Origin of the sequence: Phyllobacterium sp. P30BS-XVII (genome assembly GCF_014138335.1) — a bacterium.
Classification (GTDB): Bacteria; Pseudomonadota; Alphaproteobacteria; order Rhizobiales; family Rhizobiaceae; genus Phyllobacterium; species Phyllobacterium meliloti.
Map to the genome: position 1 here is coordinate 175,006 of NZ_JACGXO010000002.1, position 22,048 is coordinate 197,053.

24 protein-coding genes and 1 tRNA gene are annotated in these 22,048 nt (G+C 54.9%); 12 read left to right on the forward strand and 13 right to left on the reverse strand.

What is annotated here, in order from left to right; translation table 11 throughout:
* Nucleotides 1–2 precede the first annotated feature (2 nt).
* Nucleotides 3–824 carry an ectoine/hydroxyectoine ABC transporter ATP-binding protein EhuA gene (gene ehuA / locus FHW17_RS06785; protein WP_112525959.1) on the reverse strand — a complete coding sequence of 274 codons (822 nt, stop codon included), beginning with the start codon at nt 822–824 and terminating at the stop codon, nt 3–5.
* A gap of 124 nt (nt 825–948) precedes the next feature.
* Nucleotides 949–2,334: a PLP-dependent aminotransferase family protein gene (locus FHW17_RS06790; protein ID WP_112525957.1), complete on the reverse strand. Its 1,386-nt coding sequence runs from the start codon at nt 2,332–2,334 to the stop codon at nt 949–951.
* A gap of 85 nt (nt 2,335–2,419) precedes the next feature.
* On the opposite strand from FHW17_RS06790, the gene FHW17_RS06795 reads away from it, so the two are divergent.
* The 4 genes from FHW17_RS06795 to FHW17_RS06810 all read left to right on the forward strand — a co-directional run bounded on the left by FHW17_RS06795 (nt 2,420) and on the right by FHW17_RS06810 (nt 7,031).
* Nucleotides 2,420–2,911 (forward strand): Lrp/AsnC family transcriptional regulator, encoded by a 492-nt coding sequence (locus tag FHW17_RS06795; protein ID WP_113096899.1) that lies wholly within the window; start codon nt 2,420–2,422, stop codon nt 2,909–2,911.
* 127 nt (nt 2,912–3,038) lie between these two features.
* The gene (locus FHW17_RS06800) at nt 3,039–4,532 is read left to right on the forward strand and encodes an NAD-dependent succinate-semialdehyde dehydrogenase (protein WP_182509487.1); all 1,494 of its coding nucleotides are present in this window, start codon (nt 3,039–3,041) and stop codon (nt 4,530–4,532) included.
* A gap of 23 nt (nt 4,533–4,555) precedes the next feature.
* On the forward strand, nt 4,556–5,935 hold the full coding sequence (locus FHW17_RS06805) for an aspartate aminotransferase family protein (RefSeq protein WP_182509488.1): 1,380 nt from the start codon (nt 4,556–4,558) through the stop codon (nt 5,933–5,935).
* Between the two features lie 10 nt (nt 5,936–5,945).
* Nucleotides 5,946–7,031 (forward strand): alcohol dehydrogenase family protein, encoded by a 1,086-nt coding sequence (locus FHW17_RS06810; protein WP_182509489.1) that lies wholly within the window; start codon nt 5,946–5,948, stop codon nt 7,029–7,031.
* Nucleotides 7,032–7,082: 51 nt separating this feature from the next.
* Here the strand turns inward: FHW17_RS06810 and FHW17_RS25165 are convergent, their stop codons facing one another.
* Complete coding sequence (locus FHW17_RS25165) at nt 7,083–7,847, reverse strand: hypothetical protein (RefSeq protein ID WP_113096902.1); 765 nt, start codon at nt 7,845–7,847, stop codon at nt 7,083–7,085.
* Between the two features lie 225 nt (nt 7,848–8,072).
* Nucleotides 8,073–8,837 (reverse strand): glycosyltransferase family 25 protein, encoded by a 765-nt coding sequence (locus FHW17_RS06820; RefSeq protein ID WP_281410737.1) that lies wholly within the window; start codon nt 8,835–8,837, stop codon nt 8,073–8,075.
* Nucleotides 8,838–9,052: 215 nt separating this feature from the next.
* On the opposite strand from FHW17_RS06820, the gene FHW17_RS06825 reads away from it, so the two are divergent.
* On the forward strand, nt 9,053–9,544 hold the full coding sequence (locus FHW17_RS06825; protein ID WP_113096904.1) for a GNAT family protein: 492 nt from the start codon (nt 9,053–9,055) through the stop codon (nt 9,542–9,544).
* Between the two features lie 92 nt (nt 9,545–9,636).
* On the opposite strand, the gene FHW17_RS06830 is transcribed toward FHW17_RS06825, so the two are convergent.
* Nucleotides 9,637–9,713 (reverse strand) — tRNA-Met (locus tag FHW17_RS06830).
* 187 nt (nt 9,714–9,900) lie between these two features.
* Here FHW17_RS06830 and FHW17_RS06835 point away from each other — a divergent pair.
* Entirely contained in the window at nt 9,901–10,863 is a 963-nt protein-coding gene (locus FHW17_RS06835) for a Gfo/Idh/MocA family oxidoreductase (RefSeq protein WP_091878530.1), read from the forward strand.
* Between the two features lie 358 nt (nt 10,864–11,221).
* Nucleotides 11,222–12,349, forward strand: a complete 1,128-nt coding sequence (locus tag FHW17_RS06840; protein WP_182509664.1) for a DegT/DnrJ/EryC1/StrS aminotransferase family protein — start codon at nt 11,222–11,224, stop codon at nt 12,347–12,349.
* Between the two features lie 268 nt (nt 12,350–12,617).
* On the opposite strand, the gene mnmA is transcribed toward FHW17_RS06840, so the two are convergent.
* Nucleotides 12,618–13,808 carry a tRNA 2-thiouridine(34) synthase MnmA gene (mnmA, locus tag FHW17_RS06845; RefSeq protein ID WP_182509490.1) on the reverse strand — a complete coding sequence of 397 codons (1,191 nt, stop codon included), beginning with the start codon at nt 13,806–13,808 and terminating at the stop codon, nt 12,618–12,620.
* A 303-nt stretch (nt 13,809–14,111) separates the two neighbouring features.
* On the opposite strand from mnmA, the gene FHW17_RS06850 reads away from it, so the two are divergent.
* Nucleotides 14,112–14,387, forward strand: coding sequence for a DUF1153 domain-containing protein (locus FHW17_RS06850; RefSeq protein WP_091878079.1), 276 nt, complete (start codon nt 14,112–14,114; stop codon nt 14,385–14,387).
* A 64-nt stretch (nt 14,388–14,451) separates the two neighbouring features.
* On the opposite strand, the gene FHW17_RS06855 is transcribed toward FHW17_RS06850, so the two are convergent.
* Complete coding sequence (locus FHW17_RS06855) at nt 14,452–14,922, reverse strand: paraquat-inducible protein A (protein ID WP_112525942.1); 471 nt, start codon at nt 14,920–14,922, stop codon at nt 14,452–14,454.
* Nucleotides 14,923–15,002: 80 nt separating this feature from the next.
* Between FHW17_RS06855 and FHW17_RS06860 the strand changes: the two genes are divergently transcribed.
* The gene (locus FHW17_RS06860) at nt 15,003–15,299 is read left to right on the forward strand and encodes a GNAT family N-acetyltransferase (protein ID WP_091878077.1); all 297 of its coding nucleotides are present in this window, start codon (nt 15,003–15,005) and stop codon (nt 15,297–15,299) included.
* 24 nt (nt 15,300–15,323) lie between these two features.
* On the opposite strand, the gene FHW17_RS06865 is transcribed toward FHW17_RS06860, so the two are convergent.
* A complete protein-coding gene (locus FHW17_RS06865; RefSeq protein ID WP_091878076.1) occupies nt 15,324–15,710 on the reverse strand; it encodes a flagellar export protein FliJ in 387 nt (128 codons plus the stop codon).
* A 470-nt stretch (nt 15,711–16,180) separates the two neighbouring features.
* Here FHW17_RS06865 and ctrA point away from each other — a divergent pair, with 470 nt between their 5' ends.
* Complete coding sequence (gene ctrA / locus FHW17_RS06870; protein WP_091878075.1) at nt 16,181–16,882, forward strand: cell cycle two-component system response regulator CtrA; 702 nt, start codon at nt 16,181–16,183, stop codon at nt 16,880–16,882.
* 78 nt (nt 16,883–16,960) lie between these two features.
* Here ctrA and FHW17_RS06875 read toward each other — a convergent pair whose 3' ends face one another.
* The 3 genes from FHW17_RS06875 to FHW17_RS06885 all read right to left on the reverse strand — a co-directional run bounded on the left by FHW17_RS06875 (nt 16,961) and on the right by FHW17_RS06885 (nt 19,068).
* Complete coding sequence (locus FHW17_RS06875; RefSeq protein ID WP_112525940.1) at nt 16,961–17,539, reverse strand: protein-tyrosine phosphatase family protein; 579 nt, start codon at nt 17,537–17,539, stop codon at nt 16,961–16,963.
* 132 nt (nt 17,540–17,671) lie between these two features.
* Entirely contained in the window at nt 17,672–18,034 is a 363-nt protein-coding gene (locus FHW17_RS06880; protein ID WP_112525938.1) for a VOC family protein, read from the reverse strand.
* A gap of 68 nt (nt 18,035–18,102) precedes the next feature.
* The gene (locus FHW17_RS06885) at nt 18,103–19,068 is read right to left on the reverse strand and encodes a quinone oxidoreductase (protein WP_112526032.1); all 966 of its coding nucleotides are present in this window, start codon (nt 19,066–19,068) and stop codon (nt 18,103–18,105) included.
* A 92-nt stretch (nt 19,069–19,160) separates the two neighbouring features.
* Between FHW17_RS06885 and FHW17_RS06890 the strand changes: the two genes are divergently transcribed.
* The gene (locus tag FHW17_RS06890) at nt 19,161–20,027 is read left to right on the forward strand and encodes a LysR family transcriptional regulator (protein WP_112525936.1); all 867 of its coding nucleotides are present in this window, start codon (nt 19,161–19,163) and stop codon (nt 20,025–20,027) included.
* Here the strand turns inward: FHW17_RS06890 and FHW17_RS06895 are convergent.
* Together FHW17_RS06895 and FHW17_RS06900 are read right to left on the reverse strand one after the other, a co-directional pair.
* A complete protein-coding gene (locus FHW17_RS06895) occupies nt 20,014–20,379 on the reverse strand; it encodes a response regulator (RefSeq protein WP_112525934.1) in 366 nt (121 codons plus the stop codon). The genes FHW17_RS06890 and FHW17_RS06895 overlap by 14 nt on opposite strands.
* A 96-nt stretch (nt 20,380–20,475) precedes the next feature.
* A complete protein-coding gene (locus tag FHW17_RS06900) occupies nt 20,476–21,105 on the reverse strand; it encodes a histidine phosphotransferase family protein (RefSeq protein ID WP_105731971.1) in 630 nt (209 codons plus the stop codon).
* 372 nt (nt 21,106–21,477) lie between these two features.
* Here FHW17_RS06900 and FHW17_RS06905 point away from each other — a divergent pair, with 372 nt between their 5' ends.
* Complete coding sequence (locus FHW17_RS06905; protein WP_227988253.1) at nt 21,478–22,008, forward strand: EipA family protein; 531 nt, start codon at nt 21,478–21,480, stop codon at nt 22,006–22,008.
* The last annotated feature ends 40 nt before the right edge of the window (nt 22,009–22,048 follow it).

The following is a 22,048-nucleotide window of genomic DNA, read 5'->3' on the forward strand; positions in this document are numbered from 1 at the left end:
GATCAGACCCTGTGACCGGCAGCGATGATCTTTTTCAGGAATGTCTGCGTGCGTTCCTGTTTGGGATTGCGGAAGATTTCTTCGGGCTTGCCGTCCTCAACGATCTTGCCTCGATCAAAGAACAGGACCCGATCGGCAAACTCATGGGCAAAACCCATCTCGTGCGTGACGAGCAGCATGGTCATGTCAGTCTCTTCGGACAGGCGCCAAAGAACGTTGAGCACCTCTTCCACCAACTCCGGATCGAGCGCGGATGTTACCTCGTCAAAAAGCATGATCTTGGGTTGCAATGCCAAGGCTCGGGCAATGGCGACACGCTGCTTCTGGCCGCCAGATAATTGTGACGGCATAGACTTCGCCTTGTCAGCGAGGCCCACCATTTCAAGCAATTGCATGGCCTGCTCCTCGGCCTGCTTGCGCGGTGTATTCTTGGTGAGCATCGGCGCAAGCGTCACGTTGTCGAGAACGCATTTATGCGGAAACAGGTTGAACAGCTGAAACACCATGCCGATCTGCGCACGCATTTTGTGCAGATGGTTCTCGTCGGCCGGTCGAAGACCGCCATTCCCAGGCATTTGATAAAGGTGTTCGCCAGAAATCCGGATGTCGCCGCTATCAATGCCTTCCAGCGTCATGAGAATGCGCAGGATTGTGGTCTTGCCGGAGCCGGACGGACCAATGAGCGCGAGCTTTTCGCCCGGCGCGACATTGAATGACAACTGATCAAGAACTTTGAACGCGCCGAAGCTCTTGCTGATGCCGTCGATCTCGATGATCGGCGGCTGGCCCGTTGCTTTCGTTCTGGTCTCTTTGATTGGCGGCATACGTCTCTCCCTCTGGTTGAGACCGGCTATGCCCTAAACGATGAGAGACTTATCAAATCATGTCAATTGTAAAAATTAAATCATGACAATATAAGTTTTATTGCCATGAAATTGCGCGTTGTGGCTAAATCGCGAGCAGCAGGTGCTCGGGGTCGCCCTGCAGCAGACTTCCCACCACGGTCAGGCCGCGCAGCAATTCCGCTTCGGTGGTCGAACCGAGCGATATGCGCACGGCGGGCTTCCAGTCTTCCTGCGAAATGCGGAATGACGCGCCGGGAGCAATGGCGACATTCTGCAATCGTGCCTGGGCAACGAAGGTTTCTTCCGTTCGCCCGTCGGTCAATGGCAACCAGATATGCAGGCTTTGCGGGTGGGAGCGAAAGAATGTGCCCGCAAGCACCTGCGAGGCAATCTCGTGTCTACGCCGCAGCGCCTCCCGCTGCCACTGCACCAGTTCCATGGCCGTGCCATCTTCGACCCAGCGGGTGGCGATCTCCGCCACCATGGGCGTTGCCATCCAGTTGGAGACAAGATGCCGGTTGGCAACGGCGGCGACATAGCGGTCGGGCGCGGCGAGATAACCAATCCGCAAACCCGGTACGACTGTTTTGGTGAAGCTGGTGAAATAGAGGGTTCGTTCCGGTGCCAGCGCTGCAATGGGGGGCGGACGATCCTCGACGAGGGGCCCGAGAATGTCGCTTTCAACGATAGCGATATCGCGCTTGCGGGCGACCTCGACAATCTGTGCGCGGCGGATGGAGCCCATCACCGTTGCGCACGGGTTGATGGCAACAGGTTGCACGAACAGCGCGCGAATGCTGGATTCCCTGCACGCCGCATCAAGTGCTTCGGGGATAATCCCCTGATCATCAATGGCAATGCCTTTGAGGGTCAAGCCCAGATAGGAGGCGAGCGGGACAAGCGTGTGATGCCCGGTCGCCTCGGTTGCAATGGTAGAACCAACCGGCGCAACGCTCATGATGGCGACGGTCATCGCAGCCGTCGCGCCATTGGTCACGCTGATATTTGAAGCGGGAACATCAAGGCCGCACTCACGCAGCCATTTGACAGCCGTAGCGCGGTGACGGGGGAAGACTACGTTCGGACGGAAGGACAGGGCAGAACTTGCGGGCAACGTCTCGGAAAGCCAGCTGAGCGCTTTCTTTAGCCGCTCATGATGCATTTTCTCGCAGACCGGCTTGAGGATCGACAGATCGATCACTTCGCCAAGGCGCTCGGGCAGATAGGGCTGGTCGATCTCGCGCCGCTGCGCCTTGACGAAACTGCCGCGCCCGGTTTCGCCTGACAGCAAGCCCCGGCGGATAAGTTCCTCATAGGCCCGGCTGACAGTTTGCACCGACAGTTTCAGGTCTTCGGCCATCTTCCGGTGCGTCGGCAGGCGTGCGCCTGCTTCCAGCGTACCGTCACCCACAGCGCGAGCAATCTGGTCCGCCAGAGAAAGGTAGGCAGGGCGGATTAGTGAACTGATATCGGGTCGCCATAATGTCATGATTTGAGATTGATTGAAATCAGGTCAATTGACAATGAGAAAAACACAAGGCCATGATCTATCCACCCTTTGAACTGGAATGATGATGGGCTTACCTCGGCTTGACGCAATCGATATCCGTATTCTCGACGCCATCCAGCAGGATGGGCGGATCACCAAACTCGCGCTTGCCGAGCGGGCGGGTATCTCGCCGACGCCATGCTGGACGCGGCTTCGCAGGCTGGAAAAAGCGGGAATTATCACCGGTTATCATGCGCGTCTGGCCCTGCGGCTGGTGGCCCCGGTAGCCAGCATTCTCGTGGAGGTCACACTCGGATCGCACAAGCAGACGGATTTTGAGCGGTTCGAGCGAGCGATCAAGCTCTTGCCAGAGGTAACTTCCTGCTGGTCGGTTGGCGGCGGCGTTGATTACATCCTGAAAATCGTCGCGCGGGACATTGATGCCTATCAACGCCTGATTGACGATCTGTTGCAGCGCGAACTCGGCATTGACCGCTATTTTTCCTACATCATCACCAAGACGGTAAAAGAGGAAACGGCACTCCCCGTGCATGCATTGATCCAGTCGCAAGACTGAAACCCGTAGTCCATCTCTCCAAATCGGGACGGCAATTCGGACAATCTCTCTCTCCGGATCATAAAATACAGTCACTCTCTCCTGCCGGGATCAGCGAGCCTTACCGGGTATTTCAAGGGAGAGCCCGATGTCCGCCCATTTTGCACGACCCGAACGCCATGATGGACTTGACCGTCTGCAGGATCGCAGGATGTTGCGCGACCTTGCCTATGTGGATGGGCACTGGACTGCCGGTAGAGGCGGGCAAACATTCGAGGTGCGCGATCCGGCCTCGGGAATGCCGGTGGCCTGGGTCGCGACCCTCGGTGCGGAAGAGACGGCTCTGGCCATAGATGCCGCGTCGCGTGCATTCGGCCCATGGCGCTCGCTTCTGCCGCAACAGCGCGCCGCAATTTTGCGTAAATGGTACGAACTGATCCTTGCCGCCAAGGATGATCTGGCGCTGATTATGACGCTTGAGCAGGGCAAACCGCTGGATGAATCGCGCGGCGAGATCGACTATGCCGCGTCCTTCATCGAATTTTGTGCGGAGGAAGGCAAACGGCTCAACGCGGAGAGTGTTACCAGCCATTTGCCCGGTGCCCAAATGATGGTGAGCCGTGAAGCTGTCGGTGTTGTCGGCATCGTCACGCCATGGAACTTTCCATCGGCCATGCTGACGCGCAAAGCGGCTGCGGCACTTGCTGCGGGCTGCACGATTGTTGCGCACCCATCATCCGAGACGCCGCTTTCTGCCCTTGCGCTTGCGGAACTGGCAGAGCGGGCAGGGATACCATCAGGTGTTTTCAACATCATCACTGGCAAGGCAGCGCCTATCGTCGGGGCGCTCTGCGCTGATCCGCGTGTGCGGGCGCTGAGTTTTACCGGTTCAACAGAAATCGGACGCCTGCTTGCCGCCCAATGTGCGCCGACGATGAAAAACCTCATCATGGAACTGGGCGGCCATGCGCCCCTGATCATCTTTGCTGACAGTGACATTGAGCGTGCCGTGGATATTGCCATCGGCGCCAAATTCGCGACGTCAGGTCAGGATTGTCTGGCGGCCAATCGCATCTACGTGGAGCGGCCAATCTATGACGCTTTTGTCGAAGCCTTTGCTCGCAAGATTGCCGCGCTGAAAGTAGCATCCGGGCTGACGCAAGGCGCAGAAATCGGGCCATTGATGCATGAACGCGCCGTGCAGAAGGTTGAAGAGCAGGTGGAAGACGCACTCGGTCGCGGTGCGCGGTGCGTTGCGGGCGGCAAACGTCATGGGGCAGGGCCGTTGTTCTATCAGCCCACGCTGCTGGTTGGCGTGCCCGATGATGCGCTGATCATGCGGGAAGAGACCTTTGGACCCGTTGCCGCTGTTACCGTGTTTGATGACGAGGATGATGTCATCCGCCGGGCGAACGACACGGAATATGGCCTTGTCGCCTATGTCGTCACTCGTGATGGTCAGCGCATGCTGCGCATGGGCCGGGCGCTTGAATATGGCATGGTTGCGATAAACCGGGTGAAAATCACCGGTGCGCCCATCCCCTTTGGCGGCGTCAAGCAATCCGGCCTCGGGCGGGAGGGGTCGCGCCACGGCATCGAAGCTTTCACCGAACTTAAATATCTCTGCCTCGAAGCGGGCTGAAGCAAAACGCAGGAGCAATGGACATGTTGGACCGTTCAAACGAACTGAACGCCTGGGATCGCGATCACTTTTTCCATCCGTCGACCCATATGGGCACCCATGCGCGCGGCGAAAGCCCGACACGGGTGATCAAGGGCGGCGACGGCGTGCATATTTTCGATGTGAACGGCAAAAAGAGTCTCGACGCGTTTGCCGGGCTCTATTGCGTCAATGTCGGCTATGGGCGGCAGGAAATTGCCGAAGCGATTGCTGAGCAGGCCAAAGAGCTTGCTTATTATCATGCCTATGTCGGTCACGGCACAGAGGTTTCGATTACGCTGGCCAAGATGATCATCGACCGGGCACCTGAAGGAATGAGCCGCGTCTATTTCGGCCTTTCCGGGTCCGATGCCAACGAGACCAATATCAAGCTGATCTGGTACTACAACAATGTGCTCGGACGGCCGGAAAAGAAGAAGATCATTTCCCGCTGGCGCGGCTATCATGGCTCAGGTGTCATGACGGGAAGCCTGACCGGTCTCGACCTCTTCCACAATGCCTTCGATCTGCCGCGTGCGCCAATTCTCCATACGGAAGCACCGTATTATTTCCGCAGGGAAGACCGCTCCATGAGCGAAGAGCAGTTTTCCCAGCATTGCGCGGACAAGCTGGAAGAAATGATTCTTGCCGAAGGGCCGGAGACTGTGGCCGCCTTCATTGGCGAGCCGATCCTCGGTACCGGTGGTATCGTGCCGCCGCCCGCGGGTTATTGGGCGAAAATACAGGCCGTCCTCGATAAATATGATGTGCTGCTGGTGGCCGATGAAGTTGTGACTGGCTTTGGCCGTCTGGGCACGATGTTCGGCTCTGATCATTATCGCATCAAGCCGGATCTGATCACCATCGCCAAGGGGCTGACTTCCGCCTATGCGCCGCTGTCAGGCGTTATCGTCGGCGACAAAGTCTGGCAGGTCCTGGTAGAGGGCTCGGATAAGCTCGGTTCGCTCGGCCACGGCTGGACCTATTCGGCCCACCCGATCTGTGCTGCCGCGGGCGTTGCCAATCTGGAACTCATTGATAAGCTTGATCTCGTAACCAATGCGGGTGAGACCGGCGCCTATTTCCGCAAAGCGCTGGCGGATGCGCTGGGAAGCCATCCCATCGTCGGAGACGTGCGCGGTGATGGAATGCTGGCGGCGGTCGAATTCGTCAAGGATCGTGACGACCGGGTATTCTTCGATTCCTCGCAGAAGGTCGGTCCGCAAATATCGGCTGCGCTGGCGGAACGCGGCGTAATCGGCCGGGCGATGCCACAAGGTGATATTCTCGGCTTTGCACCGCCGCTGTGCCTGACAAAAGATGAGGCTGATATCATTGTGAAGGCAGCGGCTGCCGCCGTAGACGCCGTTGCAAAGACACTTTGAGTGCAGGAGCATGGATATGGTTTCTCGCACGATGTCAGCCGTCCTGCTGACAGGCCACGGTGATCTCGACAAGCTTGTTTACCGGACGGATGTGCCGGTTGCACAACCGGCAGCCGGGGAAGTCCTGATCGAAATTTCCGCCTGCGGGATGAACAATACGGATGTGTGGGTGCGCCAGGGCGCTTACGGCACAGAAGATGATGTGAATGCGGTTTCAACCTGGCGGCGACAGGAGCCGACGCTGACGTTTCCGCGTATTCAGGGAACGGATATTGTTGGCCATATCGCGGCAGTCGGGGCAGGCGTTTCTGACAGCCGTATCGGCGAACGGGTGATGGTGGATTTCTCCATCTACAATCGCGATGACGATAGCCTTGCCGATATCGACTACATCGGGCATGGCCGCGATGGCGGATATGCCGAATATGTAGCAGTGCCAGCCGAGAATGCCCATGTCGTGAACACGGCTATGAGCGATATCGAACTGGCAACGTTTTGCTGTGCCTATCTGACCGGTGAACAGATGCTTGAACGCGCCGGGCTGAAGTCCGGTGAACGAGTTCTGGTGACCGGCGCTTCGGGCGGCGTGGGTTCCGGCATAGTCCAGCTGGCACGGGCACGCGGGGCCATTCCCTATGCGATTGTCGGCGCTGGCAAGGAGCAGGCCTTACTCGATATCGGTGCCGAGGCCGTCATCACCCGCGGGGAAGTCGGTCTCATCAGCGCTGTGGAGCATGTTCTTGGCGGCAAACCCATTGATGTCGTTGCCGATCTTGTTGGCGGGCGGATGTTCAATGATCTTTTGCGAATCCTGCGCCCGGAAGGCCGCTACACAACCGCCGGTGCAATTGCCGGACCTGTGGTGCAGCTTGACCTTCGAACCATGTATCTGAAGCAATTGCAGCTGCACGGATCATCGCAGGGCACGCGCGGCGATTTTCGCCGTATCATCAGCTACATTGAGGATGGCAAGCTCAAACCGCTGGTTGGCGGCGTTTATCCACTCTCTGAATTCCACCGGGCCCAAAGCGACTTCATGGCAAAAGGTTTTGTCGGCAAGCTGGTCGTTGTTCCCGATGCAAAATACCGATGCTGAACCAACCCTGCGTGATTCCTGCGGCAATGCGGTCGCCGCAGGAGTTTGAAATCACTGCAAAGGCACCGTCTGTGTCGGCAACCCGACGCCACGGATCACATTGTTCCCATAGGAGATGACCGCGCCGCCATTGACAATACTGAGGCTGGTCGCATTTCCGGTTAATGTTGTTCCGTTCAAAATCAGCGAACTCGCACCGTCAACTTTCCCTGCAAACACATTATTGGATTCCACTGTACTGCGTTGCAGGATGACAACGTTATTGCCAGCCAGAGCCTTGATATTGATCCCTCCGGTATTCCCGAAAATCAACGTATTATCGATAACCACGCGTGTTGACGTGGCCGCTTGAACATCAACGCCGAAGCCGGTGCCACCGCGAAAATTCCTGATGGAAGAGTTGCGGATCAGCAATGTCCCCGCTCCGATCATCCGAACACCGTTCAGGCCCGAGCCAGCCCCTTCAATATCAAGTCCGTCCAGAACAACCCTGTCCGTCGCCGCTACATTGACAATAATGCCGTTTGTGCCAGCTGCCAGAATTCCGGCTGTCCCGCCTTCGCCGACGATGCTGATTGATTTGGTGATGGTGACTGCGCCAAAGCCACCCGGATCAATAATGTTGATTTCGCCGCTGATCGCAGTTTTCGAGATTGCTCCGGCAAACGTCTTGCAGGGCGCCGTCCGGCTGCAAGGATTGGCATCATCGCCAACGCCCGACACCCAGGTTCTTGTCGCCTGCGCATTTGATGCTGCTGTCAGAAAGAAAAACGCGATGATGGTAGCTGTGCAGATTTGTATAATTGCCCGTAACATCTTCAGTCCCCCCGTTTTCTGATTCTGATAATTCAGAAAAATCCGTTTACATGAGAAAACTCATCGGAGGCGGAAGTATATATAGTTGATCATTGGCGTAATATACGGAAAACGAAATAGATATTCCGTAAAACCAGATAGACAGTATTTATTCGTAGGGTTTGAATTGTTAAAACGCTGAATAATAAAGACTGTCAGGTCCCGTATAGCTGATTTACCGAATGATCAGGCGAATGGTATGCGGCTCCAGGATTGGGCATATCGAATTTTAATCCATGCTCGCCATACTTGTTCAGCTATCTGCCTGAATGGTCGCATCCCTTCGCGTATTATTCTTGCAAATGGTTTTGCCCGGGGTACCTCATATCGACCAATTGTAGATTGGATCATTGCCTGTTTGCACAGGGCGGGACTGATTTGGTAAATGGTCAGCTTGGCAAAAAGCTCATACTCAGGGTTGAAAAGCAGTTCATCAATCCCCGTGGTAACGTAAGCTGTCCCATGCCAGAGGCGCTTTGCACATTGTTTCGATACGATATATCCTGCTGTGCAGTTGTGGGTGCTCAAAAGACGAGCAATTTCACGGCCGTCTGATGAACGATGAATTGGCTTGTCAGTCAGAACCTTGCAGCCGGTTGTTTCCAGTTTGATGATATCCGCGTCTGTTGGAAGCCACGCTGAATTCTGGAGCCAATCTGCGATAGCAGGGGACAGTGTTGCATCGTCTTCGAAAATTGCGGCGTGGTCTGTCTCGCCTTCGGCTATCAACTCGAAGCATTTTCTGTGGCTGAGATAACATCCAACTTCTGAACGTGTCATGGCAGGTTCGTCTGGTCGCTGCCACACTAATTCGGCCATCTCAGAATCCGTGATCAAGCGACCGTCAACTGCTGCGACCCGCTCAAACGCTATTCCCAGTTCTGTAAATAGTTTTTCCATTCTCGCCAACCGTTCGGTTGAGCGATCCATATTGATCAAATAACATTTCATTCTCAGACCCGAAAACAGCTTAAAAAAATCAAATATGAATTGCAGCAAGCCAACGTCGGCAATGCTTGTTTAATGTTTGACTTGTGGAGATAATCAGAAGGGTTGTCCACCAACCACAAGTTTCAAATTTCGGGGTAAAGTGACTGCGCTAATGGGTTGGTTGCCAAACTCCCTGCGGTCATTGGTGTCGATGCGATTACTGGCGGATACAGAAGATGGCTGATATTCAAGTGGTTAGAGCGACCGAGTCGGATTTGCCTGTGATTTTGAGGACTGAACGTCTTGATGGATACGACACTGTCGTCGGCCGATGGGACGAAGAGCGGCATAGAGTTGCTCTTGCCGACGAAAAACACAGATATTTCATTGCCAAAGACGCGGACGAAATTATCGGATTTGCAATCGTGCGCGATTGGTCCTCACCGGATCGTGTGTCACTGGTAAAGCGCATCGCAATGCTAAAACCGGGACAAGGATATGGCCGAAGATTTCTGCAATCGGTTCTTGACCGTATTTTCATTGAAACCGATGCCCACCGCGTTTGGCTGGGAGTTTTCCCCGAAAACATGCGTGCGCGCCGTGCATATATGGCCGCAGGCTTCATACCCGAAGGGATTGCGCGGGGGAGTGCGTATTTTGGCGGAATCTACAGGGATGAGCTTGTAATGGCTATTCTTCGGACCGAGTGGGAGGCCGGGAAGACATAAGGCTGTAAAAAATGCTGCCAAAAATCAGAATCGCGATTTCAGCTACAATTTGCAACAATCTGATCTGAAAACCGCCTTCTTTGGGAAGGAAATGGTAGCGAAGGAGGGATTCGAACCCCCGACACAAGGATTATGATTCCTCTGCTCTAACCTACTGAGCTACTTCGCCCCATATGTCATGCGACCCGTGAACGGTTAGCCTGCAAATGAGGACCGGGGGACGCGCTGTCAATTGACAGGGACGGGGCGGATATATGTGGGGAGCAACGACCTGTCAAGCAATCTTCTCCTTATCCAAGACTTGTGTTCGTTTCTTCCTGCGGATATTGGATGCCGTGATGAAAAAGGCTGAAAAGATGGCTCCACGGATTGCAGTGCTGGGTTGCGGCTATTGGGGCAGCAATCATATCCGGACATTGAAGAGTCTCGGGGCGCTGTTTGCGGTCTCCGACCAGAACACTGATCGCGCCGCCGGCTTCGCCGCGGAGCAGAATGTTCTGCATATTGAAGTCGAGGATCTTTTTACCCATCCCGACGTTGACGCCATCGTTATGGCCCTGCCGCCGCAGTTCCATGCGGCTGCCGCGATTCGTGCCGTTACCAATGGCAAGGATGTGCTTGTCGAAAAGCCGATTGCTCTGACCGTTCCTGATGCAGTGGCTGCTGTGCAAGCCGCGCGTGATAATGGACGCATTTTCATGGTTGGCCATGTGCTGCGCTTTCACCCGGCGTTTGAAAAGCTTCTTGAACTGATCAAAGCCGGTGATCTCGGTGATGTGCGCTATATCCATTCCCATCGTCTGGGGCTTGGAAAGTTCCACACGGAAAATGATGCGCTGTGGGATCTTGCCCCGCATGACCTGTCGATGATTCTGGCGATTACCGGCACGGAGCCGCTGGAAGTGCGCGGCGAGGGTGCTGCGGTGCTCGATCACCTGAGCGATTTCGCACATCTGCATATGCGCTTTCCCAATAATATTCGCGGACACCTTTTTGCCTCGCGCCTCAATCCCTATCGCGAGCGCCGACTTACGGTTGTCGGAACCAAGGCCATGGCAGTCTTTGACGACATGGAGCAGTGGGACAAGAAGCTTGCGGTCTATAAGCACTCGATCTGGCAGGACAACGGCCAGTGGGCATCGACAACGGAAGAGCCCACTTATGTGAAGATTGCGCAAGGCATGCCGTTAACGCGCGAATGCCAGAATTTCATCGACAGTATCAACACACGCAGTGAGCCGCTGACGGATGGTGAAGAAGCGATTCGTGTCTTGCGGATTCTGACTGCCGGTACTGTTGCACACGGCAAGGTCGGTTGATTGCCTGCTGACGATATGTGGTAAGCAAAAGCGGTTCGTGGTTCGATATAACAACCATGAGCCCTTCGACAGGCTCAGGGTGAGGGGAGCTATATTCTGAAACGTTGGCGATTATCGTTGCATTCTCACTTTCCCTCATGGTGAGCTTGTCGAACCACGAACCACGAACCACGAACCACGAACCACGCCCATCACAGGTCCAAAAACCACCGCATCATTGCCCTAAGGCTCAAGCGTTGTTACAAGACCGGACAAACTTTGAACGACAACGTCTGGCAGACCTCCCACGGCCCCACTAAAGAGTTGTCTTGACCGTTTTCCGCGACGGATTCGCGGAGACATTTATATTGGAGCAATGATGCAGTTCATCGATCTCGGCGCACAGCGTGAACGGATTAGCGACAAGCTTGATGCGGCAATCGCCAAAGTGGTGCGTGAAGGCAAATATATTCTTGGACCTGAGGTTGCTGAGTTTGAAAAGCGCCTTGGTGAGTATCTTGGCGTCGAGCATGTGGTTGCCTGCGCCAATGGTACGGATGCACTGCAGATTCCATTGATGGCGCGCGGCATTGGCCCCGGCGACGCAGTGTTCTGCCCAAGCTTCACTTTTGCGGCCACGGCGGAAGTTGTGGCGCTTGTCGGTGCCGAGCCTGTATTCGTCGATGTGGATGCTGATACGTACAATATCAATGTCGAGCAGCTTGAAGCCGCCATCAAGGCCGTGCTTGCCGAAGGCCGCCTGCAGCCAAAGGCTATCATTCCTGTTGATCTGTTCGGTCTTGCCGCTAACTATACGTCAGTATCGGCGATTGCCGACAAATACGGTCTGTTTGTGATTGAAGATGCGGCGCAGTCCATCGGTGGCAAGCGCGACAATGCCATGTGCGGTGCATTCGGCCATGTCGGCGCGACGAGCTTCTATCCGGCCAAGCCTTTGGGTTGCTATGGTGATGGCGGTGCCATGTTCACCAATGATGGGGCACTGGCTGATCTGCTGCGTTCCATTCTGTTCCACGGCAAGGGCGAGACGCAGTATGACAATGTGCGTGTCGGCATGAATTCGCGCCTTGATACGATACAGGCGGCGATCCTCATCGAAAAGCTGGCCATTCTCGAAGACGAGATGGAAGCGCGGCAGGTTGTGGCCAAGCGCTATGCCAATGGTCTGAAGGATGTGGTCAAGGTTGCGTACATGCCTGAGGGTTCGCGCTCTGCCTGGGCGCAATATGCGATCGAGACTGCCAACCGTGATGCGCTAAAGGCCCATTTGCAGGCCAACGGCATTCCGTCAGTGATTTATTATGTGAAGCCGCTGCATTTGCAGGAGGCTTATTCACATTACATGCAAGCACCCGGTGGTTTGGCTGTGTCGGAAACCCTGCCGAAGAATATCCTTTGCCTGCCGATGCACGCTTATTTGAGTGAAGCGGATCAGGACCGGATTATCGGGACTATTCGTGAGTTCCAGCAGAAAAACGCTGCTTAAGCGTTTTTAAGCTCGATGGATTGTTGTTTGTGGTGCGTGGGTTCGTGGTTCGACAAGCTCACCATGAGGGGCTTGGGTGGATGCAACGCCAATTGCAAAGATTGCTGATCACAAATGCCGCTAATCGCAAGCGTTGCAGATCACTAAGGTTGCAGAACTTGCCCCCTCGCATCCATACTCTCCCTCATGGTGAGCTTGTCGAACCACGAACCACGAACCATAACCTCACACGCCACAAAATTGCAGCGCAAACCAAAATAGCTAGGGATCAGGCGACAGCCTGACCCTGCTGTGCCAAACGCTTGAGCATGGCTTCCGCCTGCGGCGCGCGTTCCGAGCGGCCGATGAAGCCGCCGCCGTAGACGCGGGCGGTGTTGCTGTCATCGGAATAGAGCACGCAGGCCTGACCGGGTGCGATGCCGCTTTCGCCGTCAATCAGTTCCACCCATGTTTCGCCATCGCGGTGATGCAGAACAGCCGGGCGTGGCGGACGGGTGGAGCGGACCTTGGCATAAACCTCAACGCCGCCTTCGGGAATGTTTGCAAGCGCGTCATCACCGAGCCAATTGACGTTGCGCAGGAAAACTTTGCGGGTTTCCAGCGCTTCGCGCGGGCCGACAACAACACGCGCATTGGCTGCATCAAGATGCACCACATAAAGCGGATCGCCTGTAGCTACGCCGATGCCGCGACGCTGACCGATCGTGTAGTGAACGATGCCTTCATGGCGGCCAAGGACGCGGCCATCGATGTGGACGATATCACCGGGATTGGCGGCTTCGGGCTTCAGCTTCGAAATAATGTCTGAATATTTGCCCTGCGGCACAAAGCAGATGTCCTGACTGTCCTGCTTGTTGGCGACTGTCAGGCCAAGTTCCTCGGCAATAGCGCGGGTTTCCGGCTTGGTCAGCCCGCCAAGCGGAAAGCGCAGATAGTCGATCTGTTCCTGCGTGGTGGCAAACAGGAAATAGCTCTGGTCCTTGTCCGAATCGACAGGGCGATACAGGGAGCGGTGCGCGCCATTGGCCTGACTGCGAATATAATGACCGGTGGCCAGCGCATCGGCGCCAAGATCGCGCGCTGTCTGCAACAGATCAGCAAATTTGACGGTCTGATTGCAGGATACACACGGAATCGGTGTTTCGCCGCTGACATAGCTGTTGGCAAAAGGATCGATCACGGCTTCGCGGAAACGCGCTTCGTAATCCAGAACATAATGCGGAATGCCAAGACGCTCGGACACGCGGCGTGCATCTTCAATGTCCTGCCCTGCACAGCACGAGCCAGCACGATGGGTCGATGCACCATGATCATAGAGCTGCAAGGTAACGCCAACGACATCATAACCCTGACGTTTCAGAATACCCGCCACAACAGAAGAATCCACGCCGCCAGACATGGCGACGACGATACGGGTGTCTTCCGGCTTGCCCGGCAGATCGAGATTATTCAGTGTCATAAGCAGATCCGGTTCTTGCAGCGGCATAACGGCGCAGGGATATTCAAGGCCCTATATAGGTCAATTGACTCGATCTTGCCAACAGGAAGTGGTGTGCGACGCATTTTTCTCACGCAAAGGTGAGGGACGTGTCGTGATGGCAACGGCGGATAGCAGCCTTGGGAGCCCGCAAAATCTGGGTTTTGAATAATCTTCAGGAATTTACAGAAGTTACCAGAGAATGACCGGAGGTTTAGGCAATTATTAAAGCCCTGCATGTAATGTCAGGTGCGATAGGTCTTGAAGTTTAGTGTAGAGAGTACAATGACCGATCTTGTTCGACCGAGAGTAAAATACGTAATCGGCCCGGATGGCAGCCCGCTGACCATCGCCGATCTTCCACCCGCAAACACGCGGCGTTGGGTTATTCGCCGCAAGGCTGAGGTGGTTGCCGCTGTGCGCGGTGGTCTTCTTAGTCTTGAGGAGGCTTGCCATCGCTATACTTTGACGGTGGAAGAGTTCCTGTCCTGGCAGTCCTCGATCTCTGATCATGGTCTGGCTGGATTAAGAACGACCCGGATACAGCAATATCGTCATTAGATGATGTCGCCTTTGAGTTAGGCTTAGGCTGGTCGTTGAGACCAGCCTTTTCCGTTTTTGGCCTTCACGATTGGGATTCTGCTTTTTCCTGCTGCACGATGAAATGCGTGGCAATGGCGGAAAGAATGGCTGAGGCTGCAAAAAACCAAAGGCCCGGCTGAGCAATTGCTGTCGCAAGTCCGCTGGTCTTGGCAGCAAAAATTACCAGTGCCACGAGCAATACATCCAGCATCGACCATTTTGACAGAATGCCGATCCAGCGATGCAGAAGACGCGCGGCGATGGGTTCGTGCGCAGCAGCCAATTGCGCGACTGCCAATTTGCCAATCGGCAGAATCACCGAAAAAAGCGAGACGATAACGGCCAGAAGCCAATCGCCGCCGGCCCACAAAGCCGCAATGAGCCCGACCAGAGACGGGTTCTCATCAAAGAAATAGAGCTTGCTGACATTCATCAGTGGCATGGTGAGACCCAAGGCCAGTGAGAAGGTTGCAATAAAAAGAAAGATGGGAATCAAAAATCTCGTCGCTGCCATGGTGTTCCGCTTAGCCTTAAAAGCTGATCTAACGGATCATGAATGACGGCAAGGCACTTTCGGCGTCAAGGAGAAGTTCAATGGCAAATGATATCACCATCACCAAGGAAGAAACGGCGAAAGGCGGGCGTTATGCGGCAGTCGTTTCGGGGCATGAGGCGGAAATGACGTTTTCGCGGGTGAATCCCGAGCTGATCATTGTCGATCATACGGGTGTGCCGGATGAACTGCGCGGACAGGGCGTAGGGCAGGCACTCGCGCTGCATGCGGTGGAAGACGCAAGGGCAGGGGGATGGAAGATCATTCCGCTATGCCCGTTCATGCGCGCCCAATCCCTTCGACATAAGGATTGGGCGGATGTGGTGCAGCAGAATTAAAGAGGTGGCTGCCTCTTTTTAAATTCAGCCAATCATGGCGCGTTTGTCGGCGACAGGCATTTCGTCCATGTCACGGACCTTGCCGTCGCGCTGTTCCAGCGCCTCGGCTTTTGCCAGTTCCGCTTCTGATTCGGAGAGCGCTGCCTCAGCATCGTCTTTCTGAGTCTTCAAATCACGGATCGAATCAAAAAGATTGTCACGGCGCTGGCGTGCAGCCTTGGCAAATGTCGGGTAGGCAAAATGCGACGTGTCGGTAATGCCCGCCTTCTTTTCCTCGGACATAATCTGCGCGTCCAATTCGGCAGCCATGCGTTCGAATTCACCCATCATGAGATCAAGCTGGCCGAGCTGACGGCGCTTTTCCTTGACCTGAAACAGTTTCAATCGAACCAAACCTTCATGCGACTTCATACTCTGTACCCCCACAAAGCCGGTACACAGACCCTCAAACAGGAGTCATCCGGCTGGCGTTTCACCCGAATCACTTCGGGAAAATGAAACAAAAACTTAAAGGTTGCCGCGTCTGGTAACCTTTCCTTTACGTTCAGCATTAATCATACGCCTTAAGACTTAAAGCTCGGTAAACCGATGTCAGTTGTGTCTGGCAAAAAATTTATTGAGTCGAATGAATCGCTTAGGCGCAGAACCTGAAGCTTTGGCTGATGGTTTTTGACCGGGTGACTCACCTTATGAATCAATGCGGTGTCCAAGATTTTTAACTTATGAGTCAAAGACACTTGCAAAGCGGAATTAGATTTTGTTAACCATTCGGTGGCAATCTTAACGTTATGGAAACGGCTTGTTTCGCGACCTGACTTCGGGATTGCCCTGATCGAGGTTTCTTGGGCAACCCATTTCAGCGGCGGGAAAAGGGGAATGATATGCGGGTTCTTTTAATCGAAGACGATAGTGCGACGGCCCAGAGCATCGAATTGATGCTCAAGTCGGAAAGCTTCAATGTTTATACGACGGATCTGGGCGAAGAGGGTGTCGATCTCGGCAAGCTCTACGACTATGATATCATCCTCCTCGACCTCAACCTGCCGGATATGTCCGGTTATGAAGTCCTGAGGACCCTGCGTCTCTCCAAGGTGAAGACGCCTATCCTCATCCTCTCCGGCATGGCCGGTATCGAGGACAAGGTGCGCGGCCTTGGTTTTGGCGCTGATGACTATATGACCAAGCCTTTCCATAAGGACGAACTGGTTGCACGCATTCATGCAATCGTTCGCCGCTCGAAGGGCCATGCACAGTCGGTTATCACAACTGGCGACCTGATCGTGAACCTCGATGCCAAGACTGTTGAAGTCACCGGTCAGCGCGTTCACCTGACAGGCAAGGAATACCAGATGCTGGAGCTGCTTTCGCTCCGCAAGGGTACGACGCTCACCAAGGAAATGTTCCTCAACCACCTTTATGGCGGTATGGATGAGCCGGAACTCAAGATCATCGACGTTTTCATCTGCAAACTGCGCAAGAAGCTCGACAATGCTTCCGGCGGTATCAATTATATCGAGACCGTCTGGGGTCGTGGCTATGTGCTGCGTGAGCCGGATGCGTCGGATATGCGCGAAATCGCCTGATCGGTATTTCAGGTGCTTAAATCAAAAGGCTCCGTCAGTGACGGAGCCTTTTGCATTCGGGCAGAAACTTGATTTGGGTCAGGCAGCCATTTCAATTTCGCGGCTGCGGCCAATGCGGGCCATCCATTCAAGATAGTTCGGCTCGCGCTTGATCTGCCAGCTGTAGTGGCGACGCAGCTCATCAACCAGCTTGCCTTTCCGGCCAAGAAGATCATCCGCATATTGTATCATCAGGGAATTCGGCCAGGCTTGCGGGCGAATCTCGCGCAGACGCTCGAACAGACGGGCTTCGGGCTCATCCGGATAGGTCTGGGCGAGCAGCGAGAGCATGGCGGCCGTCGAGCGGGATATGCCCATATGGCAATGAATCAGCAGGTGTCCTTCAGCGCCTTCAACCCTTGATTCGGCAAGGCTTTTGCCGAATTTCAGGATTTCAGACACATGTTGCGGTTCAGGCAATATTTTGCCTTCCTCCGCATTGATGATGTCGTGAAAATTCAACGTCGTGCGGTGATGGGTGCCGTATGCCTGAAATGCTTCCAGTTCCGGCCAGTTCGGATCGAGAATAGAGAGAACATGGGTGACGGTGCGGCTGCTTTGAGCGGGCAATTCGTCAATGCCGCAAATGGTCAGCGTCGAGATGGACAGAGGTTTCATGGGGAATCGATCATCCTGATGGGTTTGTGGGGCCAATTGCATTGTGGAAGCGTTTCGGGGCGATAGCAAAGATTATCGGGGATTTTCCGGCATATTTACGACGTTTGATCGTCAACGGCTGTTATCATTGGTTCACTTGAGCTGCATCAGTTCGATGCGATTGCCGAAAGGGTCATTGACGAAGCGCCTGTCGTATTTCTCAAGTGGCTGGTCTTCAGTGACGGCATAACCCGCCGCCTCCAGAGTGCGCACGAGTGCAAAGAGATCATCGGTCAAAAGGGCCGGATGGGCTTTCTTTGCGGGCGAAAAACTCTGTTCGACGCCCAGATGAATGCGGACGCTGCCAATTTCAAACCAGCATCCGCCTCTGCCCTTTAATATCGCTGGCTTGGCGACTTCAGGAATACCGAGAAGGCCGTCATAAAATTCGCGAGCGGCCTTTTCTCGGCCTTCCGGCATGGCCAGCTGAATGTGATCGATTCCGGTTATTGCCATTTTAGCCTGCTTTCGGATGGCCGCTGTCTCCGTGTCAGAGTAGCGGCCACCTCAGCAAGCAGCAACAGTCAGATGGTCAGAATGACACTTCCCGTTGTTTTGCCCGCTTCAAGGTCGGCTTGGGCTTTTGCCGCGTCGTGAAGTGCGTATTCGGTACCAATCGGACTCTGCAAACCATCCTGCAAGGCTGATATGAGGGCCCTTGAGCTGCGCTCGTAGAATTCCGGATTGTTGACTGAGGCAATGATACTTGGGCGCATCACGGCGATATTGCCCAAATCTTCGATACGTATGGGAGAAACAGGCCCTGCTGGCTGTCCGATGGAAGCGAGAATCCCGAATGGGCGGAGTGTCTTCAGTGTCTGCGTGAAGGTGGAACCACCGATACCATCAATGGCAAGGTGTACCCCCTTGCCGTCGGCAATCTGGCGAGCGCGCTCGGCCCAATCGGGTGATTTATGAAACAGGACTTCATCTGCCCCGGCTGCTTTTGCCATTACAGCCTTGCCTTCCGAGCCGACGGTGCCAATTACATGGGCGCCAAGGCGTTTTGCCCAGCGGGTGACCAGTTGGCCAACGCCGCCTGCGGCCGCATGGACCAGTATCCATTCGTCCCGTTTGATCGCACGGACTTCATGCAGGAGCATGTATGCCGTTAACCCGCGCAGGAATGTGCTTGCCGCGACGCGATTCGAAACGGCATCCGGCAGTTTGATCAGGCGTGATTGTGGAAGCAGCCGCACTTCCGCATAACCACCCAAAGGCATGCCGGTATAGCCGACGCGATCACCGGGTTTAAGGTTGGTAACATCGTCTCCCACAGCGTCAACCGTGCCTGCGCCTTCAAACCCAAGCACTGCGGGTAGGCTCGGTGGTGAATAGAGCCCGGTACGGAAGTAAATATCGACAAAATTGACACCAATGGCTGTCTGACGGATGCGAACCTCGTTTGGACCGGGATCAGCGACCTTGATATCGCGTGTGTGCAACACTTCAGGGCCGCCATGGCCGTTCATTTCCACAATCAATGACATGATGTTCTCCTTTGGAATGGAGGCATTGGACCACATCGCACTATGTGTGGAAATTCTGTGCTTTATCCCTTTATCTGTGCAATAATGCACCTATGTTTGATTGGCAGGATTTGCATTATTTTTCCGTTCTGGCGCGGACAGGTTCCTTGTCGGCTGCCGCGCGTGAACTTGGCGTTGATCATGCGACGGTCGGCCGCCGTGTGGCATCGCTGGAGCAATCGCTGTCGTTGCGTCTTGTGGATCGTCTGCCACGCCGCTCGCCGCTCACGGCGGAGGGAAGCGCGATTGCTGAGCTTGCAGAAGAAATGGCGCGCCTGTCCCAAGCCATCGACAGGCGTGCCCGTGGCCTGACCAATGCGGCGACGGCAACGGTGCGGATCAGCGCACCGCCCGCAGTTGCCGCAAGATTGATAGCGCCGCATGTGGTGGAATTTCATCGTGAACACCCTGATATAACCTTGGCGTTGGCGGGTGCGTCGCATAATGCTGCGCTTGATCGCAGCGAGGCCGATGTGGCCGTGCGTATGACGAGGCCAACGGAACAGGATTTGTTGATCCGGCGGATCGGCGCGATCCACTTCGCGCTCTATGCCACTCGCGAGCAGGCGGCCCTGCCACCCGAAACTCTGGCCTTCATCGCGTATGATTCAACACTTGATCACCTGACCCAGCAGGTGTGGTTGCGCGCAATTCTTGCAGGCCGTCCGATTATCTTTCAGGCCAGTGATCTCTTCGGCCAGCAGGAGGCGGCCCGGGCAGGATTGGGGGCGGCAGCACTTCCGTGTTTTATGGGCGACAATGATCCAATGCTGGTCAAACTGGATGTACAGGAACCGCCGCCTGTCCGCGATATATGGTTGACCGCCTATCCGGATGTCAGCCGTTCACTGGCCATGCGCACGGTTATGACGTTCCTCGCCGATATTATCGGCAGGGAATGCCCGATCAGAGCACCGTAGCCGACGGCAAAATGCCTGAAATGGATTCGCGGTTGAACGGCTTCAGAAGATAGCCCGCTGCGCCAGCCCGCTTTGCCCGCATGATTTTTGTGACATCGATTTCGGCAAGGCAGAGATAAATTCTGGTTGCTGTACCACCCGGAAGCGCGCGAATCTGGGTGATAATATCGACGGATGGCATATCCGGCAGCGCACAATCCAGAATGATAATATCGGGCATTTCCACGCTGCAGGCGGAAACCGTATGGAACCCGGTGTCAGCAGTGGTCACGACGACATTGTCGCTGGCGAGCAGGCGCGTTGCAACTTTGCGGACAACCGGTGCCCCATCAACAACCATGCAACGTAACAATGCGAACTCCCCCCGGAATTGCTGCGAAATTGCAGCCGCGTCAGGGGAGAGTAACAGGCACTCCGTGAAGAAATGCCCAAGGCGAATGGTAAATTTTTAAGCGGCTGAAAAGACGATCTCTTCCGGCGTGGCATGGATAGAGATTGTCATGCCCGCTTCCTGCGCCAATAGGAGGGTATAATAGGGCTGGACCGCATGGGCATCAATCGGTTCTTCCGGGGTCTTGCCGCTGTGCAGTTCGAGGAATTTTGGCGGAACACGCAGCATTGGACCACGCGAGGTCAGAACAAATCGCGGTTCGGTTTCCGGTGTTTCCAGTGCCACATTCAATGTGCCGCCACGCGGCAGGGCCGCATTGGCGATCAGCACGAGGTTGAGCAGCAGCTTGACCTTGTTCTTCGGCAGCAGGACGCGATTGCCCGTCCAGGTGAATTCCGCCTTCTCGCCCTTCATATATTCATTGGCAACGTTCTGGGCATCACCAGTGTCAATCTGAACGCCCGCGGAACCAGCCGCACCGAAAGCAATGCGGGCAAACTGAAGCCGGGCAGATGCGCTGCGTGCACTCGATTTGATGAGGTTCATCGCGTCTTCGTCAGCGCCGCCTTCTTCGAGAAGCTCGAGACCGTTGTTGATCGCACCAACAGGCGAAATGATGTCATGGCAAATACGACTGCTCAGCAGGGCTCCGAGGTCCGTTGCCGAAAGAATTACGGGCAATGTCATAAGAGAGTCTCCTGAAGATTGGCTAGCGGTTTGGTCTGCACATTGGGCTCAAGCCGAATCAGATGTTCATGCGAATCACTCTGATTGCTGCTGCATTTGGATACATAGCTCAGTCCGCATGGGCAAGAACGACGTCGAAAATGCCAGTAGCTGCTGAAATCGCTATCTTTTTCTCGTCCTAGGCAAGCCATTGAAATGCCAAGATCGATTCATAAACTTTTATACAAGGTTTAGACCTTTAAATGGTGCTTCAATTATAAAGCGAACACAAGATTCGCAACTGGCGTCGGACAAAGAAGCGAACAGCCAAAAGGAATTATGATGGCGTCTCTATTCTTGTCTATGAACCGTTTTTTTCTTCTGATCCTGACGATGGTGTCGCTGGTTGTCGCGCAGCCGCGATTGGCCAGTGCTGCTCAGGACCAGTACTCGATGAACGAGATCGTCAATTCGGGGCAGAGGTTCTTTGGATCGACCTCCGGGGGACTTGCGTCCGCTGTCGAGAAGATTTTCCAGAGCTATGGTTTGCCGAACGGATATATCCTCGGTGAAGAAGGATCGGGCGCTATCATTGGCGGCCTGACCTATGGCGAAGGCTCGCTCTACACAAAGAATGCGGGCGATCACAAAACATTCTGGCAGGGACCATCCATCGGATGGGATTTTGGTGGCCAAGGCTCCCGTGTCATGATGCTCGTCTATAATCTCGACGATGTGCAGAACCTCTATGGCCGTTTTGTCGGCGTGGCGGGTTCGGCCTATCTCTTCGCCGGTGTTGGCTTCAACGTGCTCAAGCGCAATCAGGTTCTGCTTGTACCGATACGCACAGGCGTTGGCGCACGGCTTGGTGTGAATGTGGGCTATCTCAAAATCACCCAGTCACCGACCTGGAATCCGTTTTGATCCCTTCATATTGCTAACCTATAGCAAAGACGCGGAAACC